Origin of the sequence: Vibrio sp. G-C-1 (assembly GCF_021728015.1) — a bacterium.
Lineage (GTDB): Bacteria > Pseudomonadota > Gammaproteobacteria > Enterobacterales > Vibrionaceae > Vibrio > Vibrio splendidus.
Genome location: NZ_JAKKCR010000001.1, coordinates 348,516 through 369,642, shown reverse-complemented (window position 1 = coordinate 369,642; position 21,127 = coordinate 348,516). Strand labels below are relative to the sequence as shown.

The window sequence follows — 21,127 nt, the reverse complement described above, 5'->3', positions numbered from 1 at the left end:
CACATCACATATATTAATAAAAGTAATGTTACTTACATTTATAAATGTGATGTTTATCTCCATTCATCTTTTGATTACTTTCTAAGCTTAGTTGGTTTTTATCCAATTAAACAGAAGGTTATATGATAAATAGAATAATAACACTAAGTGGCGTTGCATTACTTTGTTCAGCGAGTGCGCATGCGCAAATGCAAAATGGAAGTTTCGAAAACTGGGAAGGAAACGTACCATCTGGATGGAGTGTAATTGATTCCGGCATTGCGATATCACCCTCTACCGACCCTGTAAATAACGGCAGTTTCTCTGCACAAGTCACAGTGAATACAAGTACTCAAAGTAATACCGATTTTCTTCAAACAATAAGTGTTGAACAAGGGAAAACTTATGATTTCTCTGTCGATGTTTATCACACTGAAGGTAACGTGAAAGCTCGCCTTTTTGTTGATGGCTATTTAGGCTACTCGAATAATGGTTTAACGAATCAGTGGCAAGCATTGACTCACTCGTACAGTGCTACCAGCACTAAAGATATCGTTGTGGGCATACGATTTTATGATGATGCCGGTTTTGATGGTTCGGAAGTGGTGTATTTAGATAACTTTCAGCCTACGGAGGCTCCACCAACACAAAGCTGCAATGACACAAGTGCCGCACTCACGCTAGTGACGGATAACTATGGCTCTGAAACCAGTTGGTCTCTCAAAAACTCAGTTTCTCAAACTCTTTATTCTGGTTCAGACTATCAAAGTAACACCAACAATGAAGTGGAAATGTGTTTAGCAGATGGTAGCTACACCCTAGAAGTCTCAGACTCTTATGGAGATGGAATGTGCTGCAGTGTGGGGAATGGTTCATACAGTTTGTCGGTAAACGGGACCGTTGTGGCATCTGGTGGTGATTTCCAAGCAAGTCAGAGTACAGAATTTACGATTGGTGGCTCAACTACTACACCACCAACTGAACCACCAGTGTTAGGTGAGTATTACAAAGACGCTGAAGGCAAAGTGGGCTTTGCGTTAAAAACGGCCTTATATCAAATTATTGATAACCATAGTAGTCAGGGTTACACCGCTATTTGGACGTTAGTGTCTGAGGCTGACCTAGACGCATACTATGACACTGATGGGGCGATTCTCGATATGTATTCGGAGAAACCTTCAGGCTCAGATTCAATCCAATTTACTAAGGTGGCCGATCAATGTGGTCAATACAGCAAAGAAGGTGATTGCTACAACCGTGAGCACTCATTCCCGAAAAGCTGGTTTGGTGGGAAAGTCGAGCCAATGAACTCTGACGGTCACCATTTATTTGCCACTGATGGCTACGTTAACTCGAAACGTAGTAATTGGCCATTTGGTGAGGTGAGTAGCACGACATACACATCAAGCAATGGTTCTAAGTTAGGTAGTGCAGCGAACTCTCTTGGTTATGTAGGTACGGTGTTTGAGCCAATTGATGAGTTTAAAGGTGATTTCGCAAGAGCATATTTCTACATGGCAACACGCTATGAAAATGAAATCGCTAATTGGGAAGGAAACTCTACAAGCTCGGATGCCGTTCTGGATGGAACCAATACAACCGTTTTTGAACCTTGGCTACTTACTATGCTAAAGCGTTGGCATTCTGAAGATCCAGTAAGCCAAAAAGAAATCGACCGAAACAAGGCGGTACATGATTTCCAAGGGAATCGTAATCCGTTTATTGACCATCCAGAGTTTGTAAGCCAAATCTGGGGAAATTAATCGGAATATAACCACCATGACAATGGTTTAATGATTATTGAATTGAGCCCAATCCTTTGTTTGGGCTTTTTTATTGATAGGCATTAGAGAGCATGATTTAAAATATTTGAAAAAGCATATTGTCATGAAGGTCCGTATACTTGTCAGTGATCGGCACCATCAATACTGGACGCTACGTTAAGCCACTTTCCATACCTATAGTTATTCATGATCGATCATATTCAATTTTTCCCTCACACATTTTTGTCCAATACCTTCATCGGCTGAGTTTTTACTCGTGGCACTTTCTAGCTCACAGGTGCCCTTTTGTCGGGCTCAAAACGGGCAAAACTTGTAACAGAACCGTATTTTTCTTTTGCCGTCCTGCCATTAAAAGGATACATAGCTGATCTTCATAGCAAGTCGGACGTATAGCTCTTTAAAAGGAAGGTAATACTATGGCCACCGTCTACGTCAGCATCGGAAGCAACATTAACCGCGAACACCACGTCACAGAATCTCTCAAAGCATTGAATGACCGCTTTGCACCGCTGCACATTTCTAATTTCTACGATTGCGAGCCTGTCGGTTTTAAAGGGGATAATTTCCTTAACCTAGTCGTTGGGTTCGAATGTACCCTTCCTGTCGCAGAGCTGGTTAAGGTTCTACATCAAATCGAATCAGAGAACGATCGCAAGCGTCAGACCAAAGCCTATGCTTCACGGACGATGGACATCGACATCCTTCTTTATGGTAATCAAGTGGGCGTTATCGATGGTGTAGAGCTGCCTAGAGGCGAAATCACCGAGTACGCTTTTGTGCTCAGGCCGTTAGTCGATATTGCTGCGCAAGAACGTCACCCCACTCTAGACATCTCATATCAGCAGCTCTGGGAAAACTTCGATCAGTTAAGTCAGAAAACCGAACCCATCCCTTTCGATATCAGTTTCACCTAGCCTTTAAATGACTGAAAAAAGAACGGCTGCAACAGGAACAATTGCGAAAAGAACAATTGCGAAAGGAACAGCTGCAAAAGGAACAACTGAACTCTTAATCGCGTGAGCTTTACTGATCTTTTCTTAAAACAAGCACGTACCTGACTTTACTCTCTAAGGATTGGACACTGTTATGAATCACAACGCCATTATCACCATTACAAACCTGAGACTAAGAACCTTCATCGGCTTCAACGAAGAAGAAAAGTCTAAGCAGCAAGACATCGTTATCAATGCAGAGATCCACTACCCCGCTAACAACCTTTGCCTCTCAGATGATGTGGAGAACGCACTCAACTACAAAAACATCTGCAAGAAGATCATTCAACATGTCGAATCCGGAAGATTTCTGCTTTTAGAAAAGTTAACCAGCGACGTACTCGGCATTTGTATCGATCATCCATGGGTACGATACGCTCAAGTGAGAATTGATAAGCCTCATGCCCTACGTTTTGCCGACTCCGTTTCACTCACGCTTAGCTATGAAGCAGAGCTCGAAAATTAACTCATAAGGAGAGAGTCATGCTGAATACAGAAGCCGAAAAAGTAAGAGAAGCTTTGCTCGCAAAAGGACTTGAAACCCCAATGACACCGAGCGAAATGAATCCCAACCAGAAGTACAACCGCATCAAAGGACTTTTGACAGAAGTGGTCAGTACGCTTGGACTGGATTTAACCGATGACAGCCTCGCTGAAACACCCCATCGTATTGCAAAGATGTACGTCCACGAGATATTTTCAGGGCTCGATTACGATAACTTCCCAAAAATCAGTGTGATAGAAAACAAAATGTCGGTTGATGAAATGGTCAAGGTGTCGAACATAGACTTAACGTCGACGTGCGAACATCACTTCATTACCATCGATGGTTTAGCAGAAGTGGCCTATATCCCTGAAAACAAGATTCTTGGGCTGTCTAAAATCAACCGTATTGTTCGATTTTTTGCTCAGCGTCCTCAAGTGCAAGAACGCCTTACTCAGCAAATCCTGGTCGCGATACAGACTCTAGTCGAAACAGAAAATGTGGCCGTGACAATTAAAGCCACTCACTATTGCGTTAAATCCAGAGGCGTCATGGATGCAAACTCTGAAACCTCAACGACCGCTCTCGGTGGTATTTTCAAAACTAACCCTCAAACCAGAGCTGAGTTTTTACGATGAGTGAAACGATACTAATAACCGGCGTGGGAAAACGACTCGGCTTCGCACTGGCGCAGCAACTTTTAACGGATGGATACAGCGTGGTTGGCACCTACCGCAGCGACTATCCTCAACTGCAACTGTTGCGCGATAGTGGAGCCGACTTGCAGCAGGTAGACTTTTATCAACAAAGCAGCCTAGAGGGCTTTCTTCATTACGTTGGTCAAGAATATAAGACACTTCGAGCCATCATACATAACGCTTCAGACTGGAAGCCTGAGAACAAGACAAACCCCAGTGACAATGCCTCACAAATCATGCACCAGATGATGACGATCCACGCCACCGTGCCTTATCTGTTCAATTTAACGCTCAAAGACCAACTGATGTCTGGCGATAAAACGTCAGACATCATCCACATCAGTGATTACGTTGCTGAAAAAGGCAGTAAAAAGCACATTGCTTACGCGGCCAGTAAAGCTGCACTCAACAACCTGACGCTATCGTTTTCAGCGATGCTGGCTCCCAAGGTCAAAGTAAATACCCTCTCTCCAGCCATGATTAAGTTCAATGAACATGACGATGAGGCATACAAAACCAAAGCGCTGAAAAAAGCTCTGATCCCCACAGAAGCGGGTTTTGAGGAAATAATAGATGGCATCAAGTTTGTGTTGGCCAGTCACTACATGACAGGAAGAACCTTGCACCTTGATGGCGGCAGGCATTTGAAGTGAAGTCCATATCTTGTGGGCTTACGTCAACACAGAAACTCAAAAGACTAACTACTGCTGTTACCAAGAAACCGCTAGAAGCTAGAAGCTAGAAGCTAGAAGCTAGAAGCTAGAAGCTAGAAGCTAGAAGCTACTATGACCTAGAAACTGCTAAAAGAGTGAGGAAGGCGTTTTTCTTCGTCCCAGCCGGATAACTCAATATTGGTCAATGACTTGCGCTTCTCATTACACAGTGAAGCGAGATTGATGATAGGCAGTTGGCTACGAAACTGCGCGGTAAGTATGACCTTTTTACTTTCACTCAGGCTGCTTCGGCATTGCGCCAAAACCGCTTCAGTATCTAATTGGTGAGCGTTCTCGATAATCTGGATATCAGCGTTCTCTTGATAGCACTCTATCAGCCAAGATACCGCAGGCTCTTCTATGCTGGTGAGTACGATGACATCTTTTGTTGCCATAAGCTCTTGGAGTTCAAGCTCTTTTAGTTCAGTTTCCATAATTACTCTCATTCAGCAGCAAATACATTAAAGTCGGTTGCCCAGTTTAGCCTGTGCCAAATGGTAGCCTCTGTCTATCATCTCTTGTGAGCGATCAAACTCTAAGGTGCCACAAGCATTACGTGGGATCTCAAGCGTAATATCGGCGGGATAAGCGGCCAGCTTCTGGCGAGCAATGGTCGATTGCATCGCATCGAACGCTTGGTTGGCAATGTCGTAGGCAGCAAAATTGAAGCTCATTTTACTTTTTACACTGCTACCGAGATTATCGATAAAGTGAACAACCTTCTCATGCAGGTTACTCTCTTTTGTTGGTAGGGAAACCGGTATCACTTCCTGTTGAAGCATCTCAGGTTCACCACCTAAGTTCACAGCCAGAGTAAAGTCTGTCTTATCACTAAAGGTAGGCGCAATCGGTACGGGATTGAGCACTCCTCCATCAATCAGCACTTCACCATTAATGACATGTGGAGTGAAGAACAGTGGCAAAGAGATCGAGGCGCGAATGGCGTCAAACAGAGAACCTGATTGAAGCCAAACCTCTTTTTCATCGGCGACGTTGGCAGCAACTGCGGTATAAGGGATGGGCAGATCTTCAATTGAAATCTCGCCGATCAGCCCACGCAGCGTTTCGATGATCTTGTCCCCTTTGAAGATACCACTCGATTGCCATGAAAAGTCCAACATCATAGCCATATCCGATTGGTCGATACTGGTGACCCATTCTTCAAATTCATCCAACTTGCCCGCAGCGTAGACACCACCGATAAGTGCGCCAATTGAACAGCCAGAGATGGATTTTATCTGATAGCCATGCTCGATTAACCAACGGATGATTCCAACGTGAACCAAGCCTCTTGCGCCACCACTGCCAAGTACCAATGAGACCGTTTTTGCCATCGTATTAATCCTTTAGTTTTTAATTCTAGGGGAGCTAACTCGCCGATTTACCAATTCGCAGATCTCAACTCACTGAGTCACTATCAGTCCATACGGGTAATGAAGGTTTGCTCGTCATCCACAAAAGCCACATAGTCGCCGTGATAGATAAACACCCGACCACGCCCTTCCACTATACACGCTAGCTGTGGGTTCAAATCTTCTTCAAGATTTTCACTTTGATACGTGCCGGTATCGGTGATCACACCGCGGAGTTTAGGCAAAAATCCATAGCTACGCTTGGCTTGATCAATCAGGCTCAATTCACTGGTGGTAGAGAAGTAAGCTGGGATAGGACCAGCATCTTCGATAAACATCGGTTTCAGTTCTTCAAAAGCTGTAATCACCAGCCAGTCGATGCCGTTTACGTGATGGATAAACATTGTTTATAAATACCTAATTTCTCGATAATTCTGATGCGGAGATTCTAACACTATCAGGGGCCAAACGTAGGAGAAATTGAGTTACTAGAGGCAATCCCTACCCCTGTTTATCGCCCCATTATATCCAGCATAAAACCGGACCAGATATCACGATCAAATCACACCAGAACGCAACCAAGCATGCAGCCAAACGTAAGTCGTTGGACTTTTTTCTAGGCCTTTAGAGTCGAACCATTTGTTGTTGAAAGTGACTTTGTTATTCCTGAAATTAAGAGTCTACCAATAAACAGACACATACTATCTACAGGGTCTAATACTCGTCGTCCGACTCTACGACTAATGTCTAACCGACTGAGTCTATTTGTTTTTTTTGGTTTGGTATAAGGTACTAACAACTAAATGTTAATGAATTTTTAATTATAAGTTGACGCATTGTTTACACTTCATGCCGTGAGTCAACAACGTTTGTTGGAATAACACACCTTAGAGTGTGAACGAAAGGAATCAAAATGAGCACTACTTTAGAGTCCGCACATATACAAACAGAGAAGCCTCAAGCCAATGAGGATGAACTCACCTATGAACAACAACATAAACCAAGATCGGAATTTGATTCCCGAGAACAGTATCTAGAACACGAATTGCAAATCATGTCGCCTAAGCGCTGGCGTCCAAATTTGCCGTTTAAAGATTATCGATTTGAGATAGAAGACACCATCCCAGCGATGGCGGCGACCATTGGTAAAGTGGTAATGGTGGGCGCTATTGCAGCCACCTTCGCTGGGGCTCTCGGATTAAATGAAGACTTCATTCTAGAAAACGTTCGTTATGAACTCCTCATCGCCTCTGTTTTCATTATTATTTTCTCTGGCTTCCTGTTGCCGACCGCGAACCTCGCAGGTACACACGGTCCACTCATCCCGTTAATTCCAATTGTGGTTGCAGCAGGCGGACACCCTATGGCGTTTGGGTTATTGATTGGCGCTTTTGGCCTCATCTTAGCCATCAGTAAAGGTGGCAGCATGTTGGCCAACCTCACCAGTAAAGGCGTATGTGGCGGATTATTGCTCTACCTTGGCTTTGTTGGAACCGCTTCTCAAGTGAAAAAGCTGTTCGCTTGGGCTGAGGGAATCGGCATGAGCCATATCGCTTTTGTCGTGATCTTTTGCACCATTATTTTGTACGCGCTATTGGAACACTTCCGTAAACGTTGGTTAGCCGTCCCTCTTAGCTGCTTGCTAGGCGGTACGATTGCATTTGCCATGGGTGCCCCATTCGCTTTCCACACTGAGCCAGGCTTACCTAACATGAACCCTATGTATTGGTGGGGAGAAGATACAGGTTGGATGTTAGGCCTACCAACGATTGAGCACTTCATGGTGGTATTGCCGTTTGCAATTTTGGCTGTCGCTATGTGGTCTCCAGATTTCTTAGGGCATCAAGTATTCCAAAAGATCAGCTACCCAGAGCGTACCGAAAAAGTACACATGAACATCGACGACACCATGACCACGGCTTCAATTCGTCAAACGTTCGGTTCTCTGCTCGGTGGTACTAACTTTACTTCTTCATGGGGTACTTACATCGTACCGGCGGCGATTGCTAAACGCCCTATTCCTGCTGGCGCTTTACTGACGGCTCTGTTCTGTATTATCGCCGCGGTTTGGGGCTACCCGATGGATTTAGCTATCTGGCAACCTGTACTGTGTGTGGCGCTGATTGTTGGGGTATTTGTTCCATTGCTAGAAGCTGGAATGGAAATGACGCGTGAAGGGAAAACCACACAGTCGGCCGCGATTGTTGTGTTCTCTTCAGCACTGGTTAACCCTGCATTTGGTTGGGCTCTCACCATGCTGTTGGACAACTTAGGCTTAGTCGGTTGTAAAGAACGTAGTAGTGAACTCAGTAAAATGAGCCGCTGGGTGTTGCCTGGAACTATGTTCATTGTGCTAAGTGGTGTGATGGCGTTGGTTGGTCTTCTACCGGGTATACCGGCGATTATCCCAAGTTTTCGCTAGCCTCTAAATGAGAGTTATTAAATGTTTGACCCTTTCTATTATTAAGTTTTATTACGTTATGAGTCGCTTTAAAAAGGCTCATTTCCGATCAAACTTTAATGTCTACCGACAAGGGGGAGTGCCTCAAATTTTCGCCACACCAAAGAAGCAGAACTTGAAATTTGAATATGCATAGTGTTTTATAAAAGAGAACGTAACCACCAAGGCCTCAATTACCTCATTCCTGATGAAGCTTATTTCAGAAAGGAAAGATACGCGTCATAAGCTGGATCAACCACTTAAGGGAATTAACTTATGTGTGCGACCGTTGGGGTCAACTTCTCTACTTATCAAGGACAGTGAATATGTGCACTAATTTTTCTATTACAGGGATGACATTGGACCCAAACAAAAACATCCCCGTAGTTGGTCGTTCAATGGAGTTAGGACCCAGTCTTAAATCAGAGTTATTTTTCCGCAGCGTAGGACATAAGTACACTCAAGGTGCTGCGAAGGAGTTGACGTCATACAGTTTTGCGAGTGATGAATTTGCTGTACGACCAGACATTACCCTAGTGAACACCAAGTTATACACATGGCAAGGCAAGTACGACTTTGTTGCTTTAAATGGGTTTGCTACCTCAATCGAAGAGAGCATTGGTGTATCGCAAATGTTGGCCGATATTGCGAGCAATGGTATGAATAAAGAAGGATTGACGTCTGGAGCTATGGTTTTAGTGCAATCTGAATATCAAGAGCCACTGAAGCAAGATGGAGAGTTAAGAAACAGCAAAGGGGTGGTTTATTATCCGAGTATTACTACGTGGATCCTATCTAACTGCGCGACCTGCCAAGATGTAATTGATGGCCTCCAGTACGATAAATTGGTCGTCAATAAGCATGACTCTGACTTAAAAGAAAGCGATATCCCCGATGAAGATAAAATCTTAGTTGCCAATCCATTCTCTAAAGTACCAAGCGCAATGCACTTTCATTTTCATGTACAAGACGCTTTGGGCAACGGCATAGTTTTGGAGTACGTAGACGGAAAACTCACGATTACAGACCTTAACCCAATCGGTGTGTTAACTAACGACCCGTTGATTGCTTGGCAGCAAGAGAATGTCCTGCACAACTATGTTGATGTGGTGCCATTTAACTTCCAAGACAATGACGGTAACGCAGCAACCCCTAATGTTGAAACCTATGATAATGCAGCAAGCCGATTTAAGTGCAGCTCTCACGCTCAAGGTACAGGCTTTTCTAAAGTCCCTGGTAGTTCGACGCCTTTAGATCGTTTTGTAAGAGCGTCCATGATGGCCAACTTCTCTTTCCCTGTGTATCAGTTAACGGATGATGAGGATATTTTGGTGGCCAACTTGGATTCTATGCAACATAGAAAAGAAGCGCTGAGCAGAGATATTAGAGTAGGTAAAGAAGACGCGACGACATTAGCTTTCCATATTTTAAATACCGTGGACATTCCGCAGGGAACGAGTAGAGACTCCACTGGTGAACTGGTTCATGACTATACACAGTGGGCAACCGTATCGGATTTGGTCAATAAAAAGTACTCTGTGAGAATGTACGAATCACCACAAATATTCAGCTTGGACCTAAATAAATTAGACTTTAAAAAGCTAGAAAAAGAAAAACCATACAAGTTAGATGTTGGCAATAAGTCTATTGATATTACAAATAAGGTAAACGAACGATAGTACTGCGCTTAAGTGAGATAGGTTGTTTATCCCTCTCTATCCTCAAGCTTTGCTCGGAACACAAAAAGGCCTCGCAATCGCGAGGCCTTAGTTCATTAAAGATATATTTACTTCGACATAACTTCGCACTTGGTTTCATCTAAACCAAGCCCTTTTGCAGTTAACTCACATTGCTCTTTAATGTCTGTTATCTGGTTCTCCCACTGCTGATCAAAAGATGGAAGTGAATTACTGTTGATAGTTGCGAAATACTGATCGCGCATTAATAAAAAGTTTGACCTAATAGCTTGTTGATCAGCATAAACCTTAACAGCCTTAGTGAGCAGCGTTGCGATATCTTTCGGGTCGTATGATATTGACTGTCGACCATCTTTATCAGCCCCACCGAGGGTAATTTGATACAAGATGTCATAATAATCACGCTGAATACGATGCACTTGTTTCTGATATCTATCGTAACTGGCTTCTTTTACGGCCTTGTTTAACTTATCAATATTATCTTCCGTAAATTCATTAAGTATTTCAAAGGTATTGTTTTTTATTATTTCAGATTTGTCCTTCTGCGATTGCGCAATAATTGAGTATGAAAGCTCATTGAGGCGCAATGCCCTGCTCAATGCTAATTGTTTTGCTTGCGGTGAAATAACAAAGTTGATGATATCGTCCGCATTAGGCTTAGTTTCGGCGTACACTTCTTTAATATCAGTGACTTGTTTCACTTGAAAATCGGACATAAGTGTTGAGTTAGTTAGGACGTCTCCTTGTACAAATTTAGGTAAAGGCCTTGGAGCACACCCGATAACGGTATCTAGGGCTCTCGCGCCTAACGTAAGTTCGTTGCTAAAAACTTCAGTAAGCTGGTCGTTATAAAGTTGGCACCAAGATTTGTCTGCAACTTCGTTTGTAGACACACATCCAGCGAGTAATAAAACGATTAGTGTTAGATACTTATACATAAGAAATCTCTTTATCTGACGTTGAGTTTAAAGCCTCCCCACATGATGAAAGGTGCTGTTAAAGTTATTTTTATCAGTAAAGAGGTCATTACAGGTTAGATTAGCCATTTACAGACAAGTGTGACACCTGTTGTATATTTAACGATGGGGATATAAATATTTCGTATGTTAGGTGCTTGGTTTGCATGAAGCATACAACACTCCCCCTCAAATACAGTTCACCGATCTCTTTAAACATACGATCGAGGGGGAGAATATTCTTTGTCGCTGAACACATGGCAGCACTTGTCACGATCAGTATTCAGTTCCTCCCCTTTTCCCGTTACCAACAAGAAATTAGAGATGTAAACCAAGGGGAGGTTAGGAGGGGATTATCGGTCAAGCCTCATATGCAATTGATTCAAAAGCAATAACGCAATTTGTTACAATGCCCATAATTAAAGGATGGTCTTATTTCGCTATACTCCGCGCCTAACTCCAGAAACAGACCTAATACCAATGAATATGTTTAAAACCTTAGCTCTTTCTATCACGCTATTTTTAGTTGGCTGTGCATCTGGTTCAGCAATATTAGTTGGTGAAGCCAGAGACCCAATTACACCTCTAGAAGTAACACTGTATCTCGAAGCGCCTGAGGACTATGAAAAAATAGCTTTAGTTGATGCATCTAGTGATGCAGGTATGACTAAACAAGGCTCCATCGACTATGCAATCGAAGAGTTAAAAAATCAGGCGGCCAAACTAGGAGCTAATGGGGTCTTACTTCAAGCGACAGGAAGCAACAGCTCTGTAGTATTGGGAGGCGTCGGCACAGACTACCAGTACTTAATCCCTGTTTCAGAACAGACGGTTAATGGAATCGCGATCTACACAGAGTAGTTAATATTGTCCAAGTTAGTTGCCTCGTAAGCACAAACAAAAAGGCCTCGCACACGCGAGGCCTTGCTTATCTATGTTTCAACGAACGAGTCGCTAGCAATTTACGATGGTAAACCACATCAACTCGAGAGCCATTCATCCAATACTTTGATGAATTTAGGATTAATGAGATAACCGATAGAAGCATGGGGATTGCTTTTCCCGTTGCGAATATTGAGGTTGTAAATCGGGTGGATATCTTTCATTCCACCGGGTATCAGATCCAGTTTGAGCATATCCTTGAAGTCATTTCTAATTTTGCTGTCATGAGAGATAAAATCATCTTCTGCCGATATGTTTATCCATTGCTGAATGTTTAAAGGGTACTTTTTCTCATCTTTCAAGCGGCTCCCCTTTAGCCTATCTTTTACGTTTTCATCTCCTAACGGTGACCCGAGCGTCAGCAATAAGTTGACCTTCTTATTCGCACCATAGTCGTGTCTATACTCTCCGTAATGAGACAACTTCCATAACACGTCATAACTGATCATCGACCCTAGACTGTGCGACACAATCATCACATCATCCTGATTATCAAGCGCTTCCTTCAATTCAACCATTAGCCTGTGCCTAACATTGCTGCCGAAATAGGTATCTTCATTCCAATAATGCGCCATGTCCGGCGCGACCTTGGTTATGAGTGTCTCAGCCACTCCCAGCTTTCCAAATAGCGATGAAAAAGTATCTGCTAACGCCTCTTTCAGAAAACCAATTTTAGATACCTTGTTATACGTTGTTTTATTGAACTGGCTTGTCTTGTACTTTTTGAGTTCAGACAACGCTTGCTGACGACTTGCAGGGTCTTCCGTTGGTTTGTCTAACAATGTATTTGATAGCTCACCGTAATAGACAAACCGTTTATCGACATCTTTAAAAGCTTGTAATGAAATTGAGTGTCCACAATCTCGCTGCAAGCCATGCTCTATAGCCTCATACCAGAGTGCTTGAAGGTGAGCTTTATCGGGCTTTTGAGCGCGACCATGAATGAATATTATTTTCTTAGCCATAGCAGGACGTCCTAAACACATAGTTAAAGTGATTGTCAGTAGAAAGCACCACTAGATTCGGTCAGCCCTACTAATAACAGTGGCGCTGATTACGTATCTAGGGGTGGTTGATAGAGCATTTATATAACTATGAGGCTGTCGTTTAAGGACCATAAACGAGTGAAAGACGCGGGTATGACTCGCAAATTGAAATGAATGTATCTAGCAAAAGCTCCAACTTACAAAAAGGCCTCGAAATCGCGAGGCCTTGGTTTTATCTATCTAACGGCTATAACTACCCTTTAACAACTACAGTGACCTGAGCCTTCAATGTAGTAAATGCTGTAGTCCTTGATGTGTTTCTTGCTCGCTTCTGAATCCGTCAAGCTCGGAATTTCTTGCTAAAAAGGTAGAAAAGTTTATAGTGTTTTTTAGATAAAGTTGAGAATCGATATGTCATTACAGAAAAAACAATCCAAAGTATCACTGAACATCAAAATCTCATCAGACTTAGATGTTCGTCTTAAACGAGCGAGAAAAGTAGCGCGTGAACAGGGCTTAATGTTCAACGTATCTCAAGAAGTTGAAAAGTTTCTTGAGAAGGAAATAAAGAAAGTGGAACGCCAGCTATCAATCGATGAAGAGATTAAGAATAACCTCGAGGATCTTGGTGGGCTTAATATAGATAAAATGATGAAATCAATGGATTAATCAAAACACTAACATATTGATTAAACTGAATTTAAAAAATGACAAAGCGTGGAGATGATTATGGGCACAATAATTGGACTGTTAATTTTGGCTGGTATCAGTGTATTCCTAAAGCGTCAAACGGGGCTTCATTTGCATGAGTGGATTGCAAAAAAATATAAAGAATCTCAAGACAAAAAATAATGGACTCTATCAGATTGACAGGCTCCATCGATTTAACTTAAAAAACTAAGGCCTCGCACACGCGAGGCCTAGTTTTATCTATCACCGATTACATCCATCTTTTAACAACTACAACCACCCTACCTCACTGACTTAACCGCTTTCATCAACGTTGCATTGAACTGCTGTGGTTGCTCTAGCATTGGGAAGTGGCCTGAGTCTTCAATGTAGTAAATGCTGTAATCCTTGATGTGTTTCTTGTTCGCTTCTGAATCCGTTGGCCATAGGCGAGCGTTAACCAATATTACTGGCACATTCACGTTCTCATACACGCGGTGTGCTTCGCCGGTAACATATTGGCCTAGATAATGGCGGAACTGGTTTATCGCGATAGCTGGCGGTGCTGAGGCCATGTCTTGCGTTACCCAGTAAAGTAAATCCGTGTCTACGTCTTTTGGTAGCGAGTCTTTCACGAACATAGTAATGCCCGATTGGAAGTCTGCTTCAAATGGTTTGGTCATCGCATCTAAGTCGCTTTGTGAAAAAGCTAATGCAACATTTTGCGATGTGTCGACTCCGATAATGCCCGTCACTCTTTTCGGCATCAGTTTAGCGGCTTCTGCAATCACACCACCCGCCATCGAATGGCCGACTAAGATTACTGAGTCGAGTTGTTCTTTCTCGATGACGGCTTTGATGTCTTCAGCGAATGCGACCATGGTGTAATCTTCACGGTTGAACGATGAGTTACCATGCCCGGCTAAGTCCATAGTGATCACTTGGTACTGCTTTGAAAACTCACTCACTTGGTTTTGCCACAGCCTGCTGTCTAGACTCCAACCGTGAATGAAGATCAGCGCCGTTTCCCCGCTCCCACTAGTGCCATACGCAATTTGCTCACCATCGTGAGATATCGCGATACCGTACTTAAACGTTGAATCATGAGCCATGGCATTGATGCTACTAAGCGCCATGAATACCAAGAGTGTGATGTTTAGAATTAAACGTTTCATAGTGTCTCTCTACTTACTTTGGAGGGAACACAGAAAGCGCCCCTCTCAATCAATATAGTCACTATAAAGTGTGAAGCTTTAGACAGGCCAACTGTTAAAAAACGGGGGCAACTTAAATAGAGTTAAATATCGGGTCTGTAAATCTTACGTCGTCAATGATCCAACATTAAACCCAATACATATTAACAACACAATGAAACATCAGTTAAATAAGCTATTTACATACCATTAAAACTCACCTTAGCTGAAAAAATATAAGTACATCATGTGTAACTGATCACATTGCAACATAGCCGATATCAATTACAATGCAAACTTCTTAAAAGTTAACAGAGTGTTCTTTAATGAAAATTGAAAGCGTTAGTATTCAAGGGTTTAGAAACTTTAGCGATGCAAATATTAACTTCAATAAACAAACATTGATTATAGGTAGCAATGACATAGGAAAAACTAACCTAGTCTATGCCATACGGCTTCTACTTGATAAGTCCTTATCTGAAAGAGACATCGAGCCTAGTGAAACGGATTTTCGTATTAGCGATAACGGCGAGCAATCAGATGAAATTTCGATAACTATAAAATTTTCTGACATTAAAGAAGATGCAGCGCTTTCAATTCTTAAAGAGCATGTTTCAGATAGTGAGGAGTCATATTTTGTATACAAAGCATATCGTAATACATTGGATTATAAAATATTTGTTGGTTCTACTATCGAAAATTTAGAAGCTAAGAATTCAAGATTTTATTTACGACATATAAACCTTAAGTACATTCAATCTAGTAGAAATTTAAAATCATTTATTGATAAAGAGAAGAAAAGCCTACTAAAATCAGCTCAAAATAGCAGAACTGACGTAGAAATTGAACACGATGAGAAGCTTTCAAAAAAGATATCTATTGGATTAGAAAATATTAACCAAAGAGTTAGAAAGCTTAATTACGTGAAAGATGCAACACAGTCTGTAAATAATGAATTAACGAACCTTTCTCACCACAACGCCGAATATTCGGTACATTTAGATTCTGGAGCTATAAAAGTAAATCAATTCATCGACAACTTAGAACTAGGGGCGAAGGTATCGGGTTCTAACTTGATGCTAGGAGGAGATGGGAGAAATAATCAGATCCTATTATCATTATGGAAAGCAAAAAGCGAAAGAGAAATAGTTCCCGAACATGAGGTTGTATTTTATTGCATTGAAGAACCTGAAGCTCATTTACATCCGCATCAACAGAGAAAATTAGCAAGTTACCTTTCTGATTCTCTGATTGGTCAATCGATAATTACAAGTCATTCACCTCAAATAGCGTCCAAATTTAGTCCAAACTCTATAATTAGTCTTGTCCCTACTAATAATGGTACTAAGGCTGCAAGTAACGGTTGTTCAGAATTAATCAAAGATACTTTTGTTGGTATGGGTTATCGAATGAGTATTCTTCCTGCCGAGGCATTTTTCGCTAAATGTGTATTATTAGTCGAAGGGCCATCCGAAGTACTTTTCTATAATTCGTTAGCATCAAAAATCGGAGTTGATTTAGACTACAATAACATCTCAATATTGAGCGTAGATGGAGTCGATTTCGGAGTTTACACTCGTATATTAGATGCAATGGGCATAAAGTGGACTCTAAGAACGGATAACGACATTTCAAAAGTTCCTTATAAAGATGAGATGTCATTAGCTGGTATTAATAGAGGTTTATCAATACTAGGATTAAACCATTATGAAAATGTACCACTGGGTACTTCTCATCAAGACACCATTACCAATGGCACATGGCAGAATGCGTCAAATATACTAAACCCAGAAGGAATATTCTTATCTAAAGTAGATTTAGAAAACGACTTATATAGTGAATTGAAGACAGATCTCGATTCCTTTGCCGATTCGGTTGGAACGGCCAATATTGTTTCATACTTACAATCAAAAAAGGCTCTTAGGATGAGTGAGTTTTTGAGAAAAGATAATATCGACTTCGATAGCCTGAGAGCGAAAAATATTGTAAAACCTCTCTTGCTTGCTGAAAAACTGGCGACGGAATAACATATGCTCACTTTCACCGATGAACAAAATGCCGCTATCGTTTTTGATGGTAGCATGGTGCTAACCGCTTGTCCTGGTAGCGGAAAAACTACAGTTATGGTTGAAAAAATAAGAAAGGAGCTAAATCAATTAGCAGACTACAAGGGTATTATTGGTATCACCTTTACTGTTAAAGCAAGTTCAGAGCTAAAGAAGAAATGCAAATCAGATGGCTTTAACACAAAGTCTAGTTTTTTTGGGACAATTGATAGTTTCTGCCTAGTCGAAATAGTTTATCCATTCTTATATAGTATTCATAATAATATACCTAAAAACTTAGATACGATGTCTTATTTTGATCTAAGTGATGATGATAAACTAGGTTTACCAGATCTAAGTATTGCTGGTAACTTAATTACCATCGACAACTTTAAAGGATATTCCGAGGCTATTTACAACCTAATATCTAAAGGTATTTTGTTATTAGAAGCTAATGGTATTATCGCACTCAAAGTTCTTGAATCGTCAAAGTCATGCAGAAGATATATTAAATCTAGATATACAGCCGTATATGTAGATGAATATCAAGATTCCTCTGAGTCACAACATGCATTGTTTCTCTATTTACACTCCCTAGATTTGAAGTGTATCTCTGTCGGCGATATACAGCAGTCTATCTATGCATTTAGAGGAAGTAATCCGAAGTATCTAAATGACCTGATAAATAATGAAAAATTCAAAGCTCTTTCGATTACGATCAATCATAGATGCCATCCTTCTATAATTAATTATGCTAGTAGACTTTATAATGAGAAATGCCATCTATTAGATACAGATGATAATAGGGTAATTTATTGGAACTTGGATGGCACCCCAGCACAGTGTGCGATTACAGTTAATAACTCTATAGAAAAATTGATTGAAAATGACAAAAGTTTGGTTCTCAAGGATATTGCAGTTCTAGTCAGAAATAACTCATCTTTAGATGTAATAAAGAATAACTTCAACTTGCCTTTGCGTATCTACGAGGATGTTAATCTAGCAAAAATTAACTCAACACCTGCGATAATTGCCAACTCATTACTTAGGTTCTACTTTGATCATTCTTCTCTGATTACTGATGTTATGAATACAATACTGAAGAATATTAATGAAAATGACATCAATTTTTCCCTAATTTCAAATAAAATAAGAGACTGTCGAAAAGAGGTTCCTAATAATATTATCCAATATATAAACAGCTTATTTCATCTTCTAAGAATACAGCCATTAAGTAATATTGAAGAAAGGGAAGTATCAAAAATTCTAACTGATGATTACTTGATGAAACAGTACAAACCTATTGATGATAATGAAGTTCAAGTTATGACTCTTCATAAAGCTAAAGGCTTAGAGTTTAAAGTTGTCTACCACTTGGACTTATACGACTGGATTATGCCAAAAAGAGTTTTCATTAAAGGTAATTATGATGTTATCTATGAAAACTATGAACAGTGCTTAAATTTACATTATGTCGGTATAACTAGAGCTATAGAGTGGTGTGTTTTAGTCACAAGTAACTTACGATTTGGGTATCAGGGCAAAGTTGTTAATGGGCAACCCTCTCAGTTTATCTCGTTACCAACATTAGCAAATCTAAGAAGATAGCTTATTTACTTCGATAAATAATCTTCACGAGTAGTTGTGTTGAGCATTCTTCTTTAAGAGTTACAATTAAACTGGTCGCGTGGTTGACTTGATTTTTTCAGCTATGAATTACCCCTACTTCTTAGGCTACAAAAAAGGCCTCGCAATGCGAGGCCTTTGATTTTCTATCTATCAGAAGAGATTAGTCGCGAAGTGCTGCGCCGAATTTCTCTGAGATTGAAGCTACGATAGCATCTACTGAACCAGCGATGTCTGCATCTTCAAGTGTACGCTCTACAGACTGTAGGCTAAGTGCGATTGCTAGGCTCTTCTTACCTTCTTCAACGCCTTGACCAACGTATACGTCGAACAGTTTAGCGCCTGTTAGGAATTCGCCACCCGCTGCGATACACGCTTCTACGATGTCGCCAGAAGCTACTGCTTCGTCAACAACTACTGCGATATCACGACGGTTTGCAGGGAACTTAGATACTGCTACTGCTTCTGGAAGCACGCGAGTGTTGATAGCTGCCCATTCGATTTCGAATACGATAGTACGGCCGTTAAGACCAAACTTGCGCTCTAGCTCTGGGTGAACAGTACCAATGATACCCACTTCTTTGCCGTCTACTACGATAGCCGCAGTTTGACCTGGGTGAAGTGCTGGGTGCTTAGCAGATTTGAAGCTGTATGCGATTTCGTTTGCAGAAAGCTCAAGAACGGCTTCTAGGTCACCTTTAAGATCGAAGAAATCTACAGTGTTAGTTGCAATGTCCCAGTGCTCTTCGCCACGAGTACCAGAGATAACGCCCGCAAGCATCATTTCTTGGCGCATGCCGTTTTCAGCAGTTGCTTCAGGGATGAAACGTAGGCCTGATTCGAATAGACGAACGCGAGACTGTTGACGCTTCTGGTTGTGAACAACTGTGTTTAGAAGACCTTGGATTAGGCCAAGACGCATTGCTGACATGTCCGCAGAGATTGGGAATGGCAGGATTAGCGGCTCAACACCAGGTACAACAAGCTTTTGCTGTTCTGGTTCTACGAAGCTGTATGTGATTGCTTCGTGGTAGCCACGGTCTACAAGAAGGTCACGAACGCGCTTAAGCGGTTGGTTAGCTTCTTTGTGGTCATTCATTTTAAGTGCCGCTTTAGGCGCTTGGTTTGGAATGTTATCGTAACCGTAGATACGACCTACTTCTTCAATTAGGTCTTGCTCGATTGCGATATCAAAACGCCAAGATGGAGACGTTGCCGTCCAACCAGCATCAGTGCTTTCGCTGTCTTCAACAACAGTAACGTCACAACCTAGGCGAGTAAGAATTTCCACTACGTCTGTAGATGGGATTTCGTGACCTAGTAGGCTGTCTAGCTTAGCGCGACGTAGAGCAACTACGTTTGCTTTAGGAAGATCAGCTTCAGATTCGCTGCCGTTTACTGGCGCAACTTCACCACCACAGATTTCAACTAGAAGCTGTGTTGCACGCTCCATCGCTGCTGCTTGAAGTGTTGAATCAACACCACGTTCGAAACGTAGAGAAGAATCTGTGTGAAGGCCGTAAGCACGTGCGCGACCACGGATGTGATCCGGTGCGAAGAATGCAGCTTCAAGCAGTACGTCTGTCGTTTCAGTAGTAACACCTGAATCTTGACCGCCAAAGATACCAGCGATTGCTAGTGCTTTGTTTTGGTCTGCGATAACAAGTGTGTTGCTGTTTAGTTCAGCTTCGTTGCCATCTAGAAGTGTTAGCTTTTCGCCCTGCTCTGCTAGACGAACCACGATACCGCCTTCGATCTTAGCTAGATCAAATGCGTGCATTGGTTGGCCTTGCTCTAGCATCACGTAGTTTGTGATGTCTACAACTGGGTCGATTGAACGGATACCACAACGGCGCAGTTTTTCTTGCATCCAGATTGGGGATTCCGCTTTCACGTTTACGTTCTTAACCACACGGCCAAGGTAACGTGGACAAGCATCAGTTGCTTTGATTTCAACAGATACTGTGTCTGCAATGCTTGTTGCAACAGCTTCAACTGTTGGCTCTGTAACGTCTGCGCGGTTTAGTACGCCAACTTCACGAGCAAGGCCACGGATGCTGAAGCAGTCTGCGCGGTTTGCTGTTAGGTCTACGTCGATAGTTACGTCGTTAAGCTCAAGAAGCTCACGAACGTCCATACCTAGCGTTGTGCCTTCAGGCAGCTCAAGGATGCCGTCAGACTCTACGTCGATACCTAGCTCAGAGAAAGAACAAAGCATGCCGTGCGATGGAACGCCACGTAGTTTTGCTTTCTTGATTTTGAAGTCACCAGGAAGTACTGCGCCAACTGTTGCTACTGCTACAGTTAGGCCAAGACGACAGTTAGATGCACCACATACGATGTCTAAAAGCTCTTCTTCACCAATGTCGATCTTTGTAACTTGTAGTTTGTCTGCGTCTGGGTGCTGACCGCACTCAACCACTTTACCTACTTTAACGCCGGTGAAAACACCCGCAACAGGTTCTACATCGTCAACTTCCAAACCAGCCATAGTGATTTGGTGAGCTAGCTCTTCGCTGTTAATTGCAGGTTTAACCCACTCGCGTAGCCAAGATTCACTGAATTTCATAG

The 21,127-nt window shown here is 42.0% G+C and carries 19 protein-coding genes and 1 pseudogene; 13 read left to right on the top strand and 7 right to left on the bottom strand.

Translation table 11 applies throughout. The features are described 5' to 3' along the window. Window positions 1-122: 122 nt before the first annotated feature. The 5 genes from L3V36_RS01625 (at window position 123) to folM (ending at window position 4,590) form a co-directional block, all read left to right on the top strand. On the top strand, window positions 123-1,742 hold the full coding sequence (locus tag L3V36_RS01625) for an endonuclease (protein ID WP_208774135.1): 1,620 nt from the start codon (window positions 123-125) through the stop codon (window positions 1,740-1,742). 437 nt (window positions 1,743-2,179) lie between these two features. Continuing rightward, window positions 2,180-2,677 carry a 2-amino-4-hydroxy-6-hydroxymethyldihydropteridine diphosphokinase gene (folK, locus tag L3V36_RS01620; protein ID WP_102441853.1) on the top strand — a complete coding sequence of 166 codons (498 nt, stop codon included), beginning with the start codon at window positions 2,180-2,182 and terminating at the stop codon, window positions 2,675-2,677. A 172-nt stretch (window positions 2,678-2,849) separates the two neighbouring features. Further along, window positions 2,850-3,221 carry a dihydroneopterin triphosphate 2'-epimerase gene (gene folX, locus L3V36_RS01615; protein ID WP_004734786.1) on the top strand — a complete coding sequence of 124 codons (372 nt, stop codon included), beginning with the start codon at window positions 2,850-2,852 and terminating at the stop codon, window positions 3,219-3,221. Window positions 3,222-3,238: 17 nt separating this feature from the next. After that, entirely contained in the window at window positions 3,239-3,877 is a 639-nt protein-coding gene (gene folE, locus L3V36_RS01610) for a GTP cyclohydrolase I FolE (protein WP_004734785.1), read from the top strand. Then, window positions 3,874-4,590: a dihydromonapterin reductase gene (gene folM / locus L3V36_RS01605; RefSeq protein WP_061026064.1), complete on the top strand. Its 717-nt coding sequence runs from the start codon at window positions 3,874-3,876 to the stop codon at window positions 4,588-4,590. Before folE ends, folM begins: the two co-directional genes overlap by 4 nt. A 137-nt stretch (window positions 4,591-4,727) precedes the next feature. Here the strand turns inward: folM and L3V36_RS01600 are convergent, their stop codons facing one another. The 3 genes from L3V36_RS01600 to L3V36_RS01590 form a co-directional block, all read right to left on the bottom strand. Continuing rightward, entirely contained in the window at window positions 4,728-5,096 is a 369-nt protein-coding gene (locus L3V36_RS01600) for a hypothetical protein (protein ID WP_017095461.1), read from the bottom strand. Between the two features lie 15 nt (window positions 5,097-5,111). Beyond that, a complete protein-coding gene (locus L3V36_RS01595) occupies window positions 5,112-5,984 on the bottom strand; it encodes a patatin-like phospholipase family protein (RefSeq protein WP_208774133.1) in 873 nt (290 codons plus the stop codon). A gap of 83 nt (window positions 5,985-6,067) precedes the next feature. Continuing rightward, window positions 6,068-6,406, bottom strand: coding sequence for a hypothetical protein (locus tag L3V36_RS01590; RefSeq protein ID WP_004734781.1), 339 nt, complete (start codon window positions 6,404-6,406; stop codon window positions 6,068-6,070). A gap of 509 nt (window positions 6,407-6,915) precedes the next feature. On the opposite strand from L3V36_RS01590, the gene L3V36_RS01585 reads away from it, so the two are divergent. The 3 genes and pseudogenes from L3V36_RS01585 (at window position 6,916) to L3V36_RS01575 (ending at window position 10,121) form a co-directional block, all read left to right on the top strand. Further along, window positions 6,916-8,424: a DUF3360 domain-containing protein gene (locus L3V36_RS01585; protein ID WP_004734780.1), complete on the top strand. Its 1,509-nt coding sequence runs from the start codon at window positions 6,916-6,918 to the stop codon at window positions 8,422-8,424. A 141-nt stretch (window positions 8,425-8,565) separates the two neighbouring features. After that, window positions 8,566-8,688, top strand: a pseudogene (locus tag L3V36_RS01580) (IS3 family transposase); the annotation flags it as partial. A gap of 80 nt (window positions 8,689-8,768) precedes the next feature. Beyond that, entirely contained in the window at window positions 8,769-10,121 is a 1,353-nt protein-coding gene (locus L3V36_RS01575) for a linear amide C-N hydrolase (protein ID WP_237296572.1), read from the top strand. Between the two features lie 107 nt (window positions 10,122-10,228). On the opposite strand, the gene L3V36_RS01570 is transcribed toward L3V36_RS01575, so the two are convergent. After that, on the bottom strand, window positions 10,229-11,077 hold the full coding sequence (locus L3V36_RS01570) for a hypothetical protein (protein ID WP_208774132.1): 849 nt from the start codon (window positions 11,075-11,077) through the stop codon (window positions 10,229-10,231). 498 nt (window positions 11,078-11,575) lie between these two features. On the opposite strand from L3V36_RS01570, the gene L3V36_RS01565 reads away from it, so the two are divergent. After that, a complete protein-coding gene (locus tag L3V36_RS01565; RefSeq protein WP_076646652.1) occupies window positions 11,576-11,956 on the top strand; it encodes a hypothetical protein in 381 nt (126 codons plus the stop codon). A gap of 119 nt (window positions 11,957-12,075) precedes the next feature. Here the strand turns inward: L3V36_RS01565 and L3V36_RS01560 are convergent, their stop codons facing one another. Further along, window positions 12,076-13,002 (bottom strand): hypothetical protein, encoded by a 927-nt coding sequence (locus tag L3V36_RS01560; RefSeq protein WP_208774130.1) that lies wholly within the window; start codon window positions 13,000-13,002, stop codon window positions 12,076-12,078. Between the two features lie 432 nt (window positions 13,003-13,434). On the opposite strand from L3V36_RS01560, the gene L3V36_RS01555 reads away from it, so the two are divergent. Together L3V36_RS01555 and L3V36_RS23840 are read left to right on the top strand one after the other, a co-directional pair. After that, on the top strand, window positions 13,435-13,692 hold the full coding sequence (locus tag L3V36_RS01555; RefSeq protein ID WP_208774128.1) for a hypothetical protein: 258 nt from the start codon (window positions 13,435-13,437) through the stop codon (window positions 13,690-13,692). Window positions 13,693-13,752: 60 nt separating this feature from the next. Continuing rightward, the gene (locus tag L3V36_RS23840) at window positions 13,753-13,875 is read left to right on the top strand and encodes a hypothetical protein (protein WP_258183960.1); all 123 of its coding nucleotides are present in this window, start codon (window positions 13,753-13,755) and stop codon (window positions 13,873-13,875) included. A 119-nt stretch (window positions 13,876-13,994) separates the two neighbouring features. Here L3V36_RS23840 and L3V36_RS01550 read toward each other — a convergent pair whose 3' ends face one another. Then, window positions 13,995-14,867, bottom strand: a complete 873-nt coding sequence (locus tag L3V36_RS01550; RefSeq protein WP_208774121.1) for an alpha/beta hydrolase — start codon at window positions 14,865-14,867, stop codon at window positions 13,995-13,997. A gap of 344 nt (window positions 14,868-15,211) precedes the next feature. Here L3V36_RS01550 and L3V36_RS01545 point away from each other — a divergent pair, with 344 nt between their 5' ends. Both L3V36_RS01545 and L3V36_RS01540 read left to right on the top strand, forming a co-directional pair. Further along, entirely contained in the window at window positions 15,212-16,912 is a 1,701-nt protein-coding gene (locus L3V36_RS01545; protein ID WP_150878472.1) for an AAA family ATPase, read from the top strand. 3 nt (window positions 16,913-16,915) lie between these two features. Beyond that, window positions 16,916-18,538: an ATP-dependent helicase gene (locus L3V36_RS01540; protein ID WP_208774119.1), complete on the top strand. Its 1,623-nt coding sequence runs from the start codon at window positions 16,916-16,918 to the stop codon at window positions 18,536-18,538. Between the two features lie 181 nt (window positions 18,539-18,719). Here L3V36_RS01540 and pheT read toward each other — a convergent pair whose 3' ends face one another. Continuing rightward, on the bottom strand, window positions 18,720-21,125 hold the full coding sequence (gene pheT, locus L3V36_RS01535; RefSeq protein WP_208774117.1) for a phenylalanine--tRNA ligase subunit beta: 2,406 nt from the start codon (window positions 21,123-21,125) through the stop codon (window positions 18,720-18,722). Window positions 21,126-21,127 lie beyond the last annotated feature (2 nt).

Excerpts from the sequence above, each read along its gene's own strand:
- L3V36_RS01600 (WP_017095461.1), bottom strand. The coding sequence starts at position 5,096 with ATGAGAGTAATTATGGAAACTGAACTAAAAGAGCTTGAACTCCAAGAG.
- pheT (WP_208774117.1), bottom strand. The coding sequence starts at position 21,125 with ATGAAATTCAGTGAATCTTGGCTACGCGAGTGGGTTAAACCTGCAATT.
- L3V36_RS01570 (WP_208774132.1), bottom strand. The coding sequence starts at position 11,077 with ATGTATAAGTATCTAACACTAATCGTTTTATTACTCGCTGGATGTGTG.
- folX (WP_004734786.1), top strand. The coding sequence starts at position 2,850 with ATGAATCACAACGCCATTATCACCATTACAAACCTGAGACTAAGAACC.
- folM (WP_061026064.1), top strand. The coding sequence starts at position 3,874 with ATGAGTGAAACGATACTAATAACCGGCGTGGGAAAACGACTCGGCTTC.
- L3V36_RS01625 (WP_208774135.1), top strand. The coding sequence starts at position 123 with ATGATAAATAGAATAATAACACTAAGTGGCGTTGCATTACTTTGTTCA.
- folE (WP_004734785.1), top strand. The coding sequence starts at position 3,239 with ATGCTGAATACAGAAGCCGAAAAAGTAAGAGAAGCTTTGCTCGCAAAA.
- L3V36_RS01545 (WP_150878472.1), top strand. The coding sequence starts at position 15,212 with ATGAAAATTGAAAGCGTTAGTATTCAAGGGTTTAGAAACTTTAGCGAT.
- L3V36_RS23840 (WP_258183960.1), top strand. The coding sequence starts at position 13,753 with ATGGGCACAATAATTGGACTGTTAATTTTGGCTGGTATCAGTGTATTC.
- L3V36_RS01585 (WP_004734780.1), top strand. The coding sequence starts at position 6,916 with ATGAGCACTACTTTAGAGTCCGCACATATACAAACAGAGAAGCCTCAA.
- L3V36_RS01590 (WP_004734781.1), bottom strand. The coding sequence starts at position 6,406 with ATGTTTATCCATCACGTAAACGGCATCGACTGGCTGGTGATTACAGCT.
- L3V36_RS01565 (WP_076646652.1), top strand. The coding sequence starts at position 11,576 with ATGAATATGTTTAAAACCTTAGCTCTTTCTATCACGCTATTTTTAGTT.
- L3V36_RS01575 (WP_237296572.1), top strand. The coding sequence starts at position 8,769 with ATGTGCACTAATTTTTCTATTACAGGGATGACATTGGACCCAAACAAA.
- L3V36_RS01550 (WP_208774121.1), bottom strand. The coding sequence starts at position 14,867 with ATGAAACGTTTAATTCTAAACATCACACTCTTGGTATTCATGGCGCTT.
- L3V36_RS01560 (WP_208774130.1), bottom strand. The coding sequence starts at position 13,002 with ATGGCTAAGAAAATAATATTCATTCATGGTCGCGCTCAAAAGCCCGAT.
- folK (WP_102441853.1), top strand. The coding sequence starts at position 2,180 with ATGGCCACCGTCTACGTCAGCATCGGAAGCAACATTAACCGCGAACAC.
- L3V36_RS01555 (WP_208774128.1), top strand. The coding sequence starts at position 13,435 with ATGTCATTACAGAAAAAACAATCCAAAGTATCACTGAACATCAAAATC.
- L3V36_RS01540 (WP_208774119.1), top strand. The coding sequence starts at position 16,916 with ATGCTCACTTTCACCGATGAACAAAATGCCGCTATCGTTTTTGATGGT.
- L3V36_RS01595 (WP_208774133.1), bottom strand. The coding sequence starts at position 5,984 with ATGGCAAAAACGGTCTCATTGGTACTTGGCAGTGGTGGCGCAAGAGGC.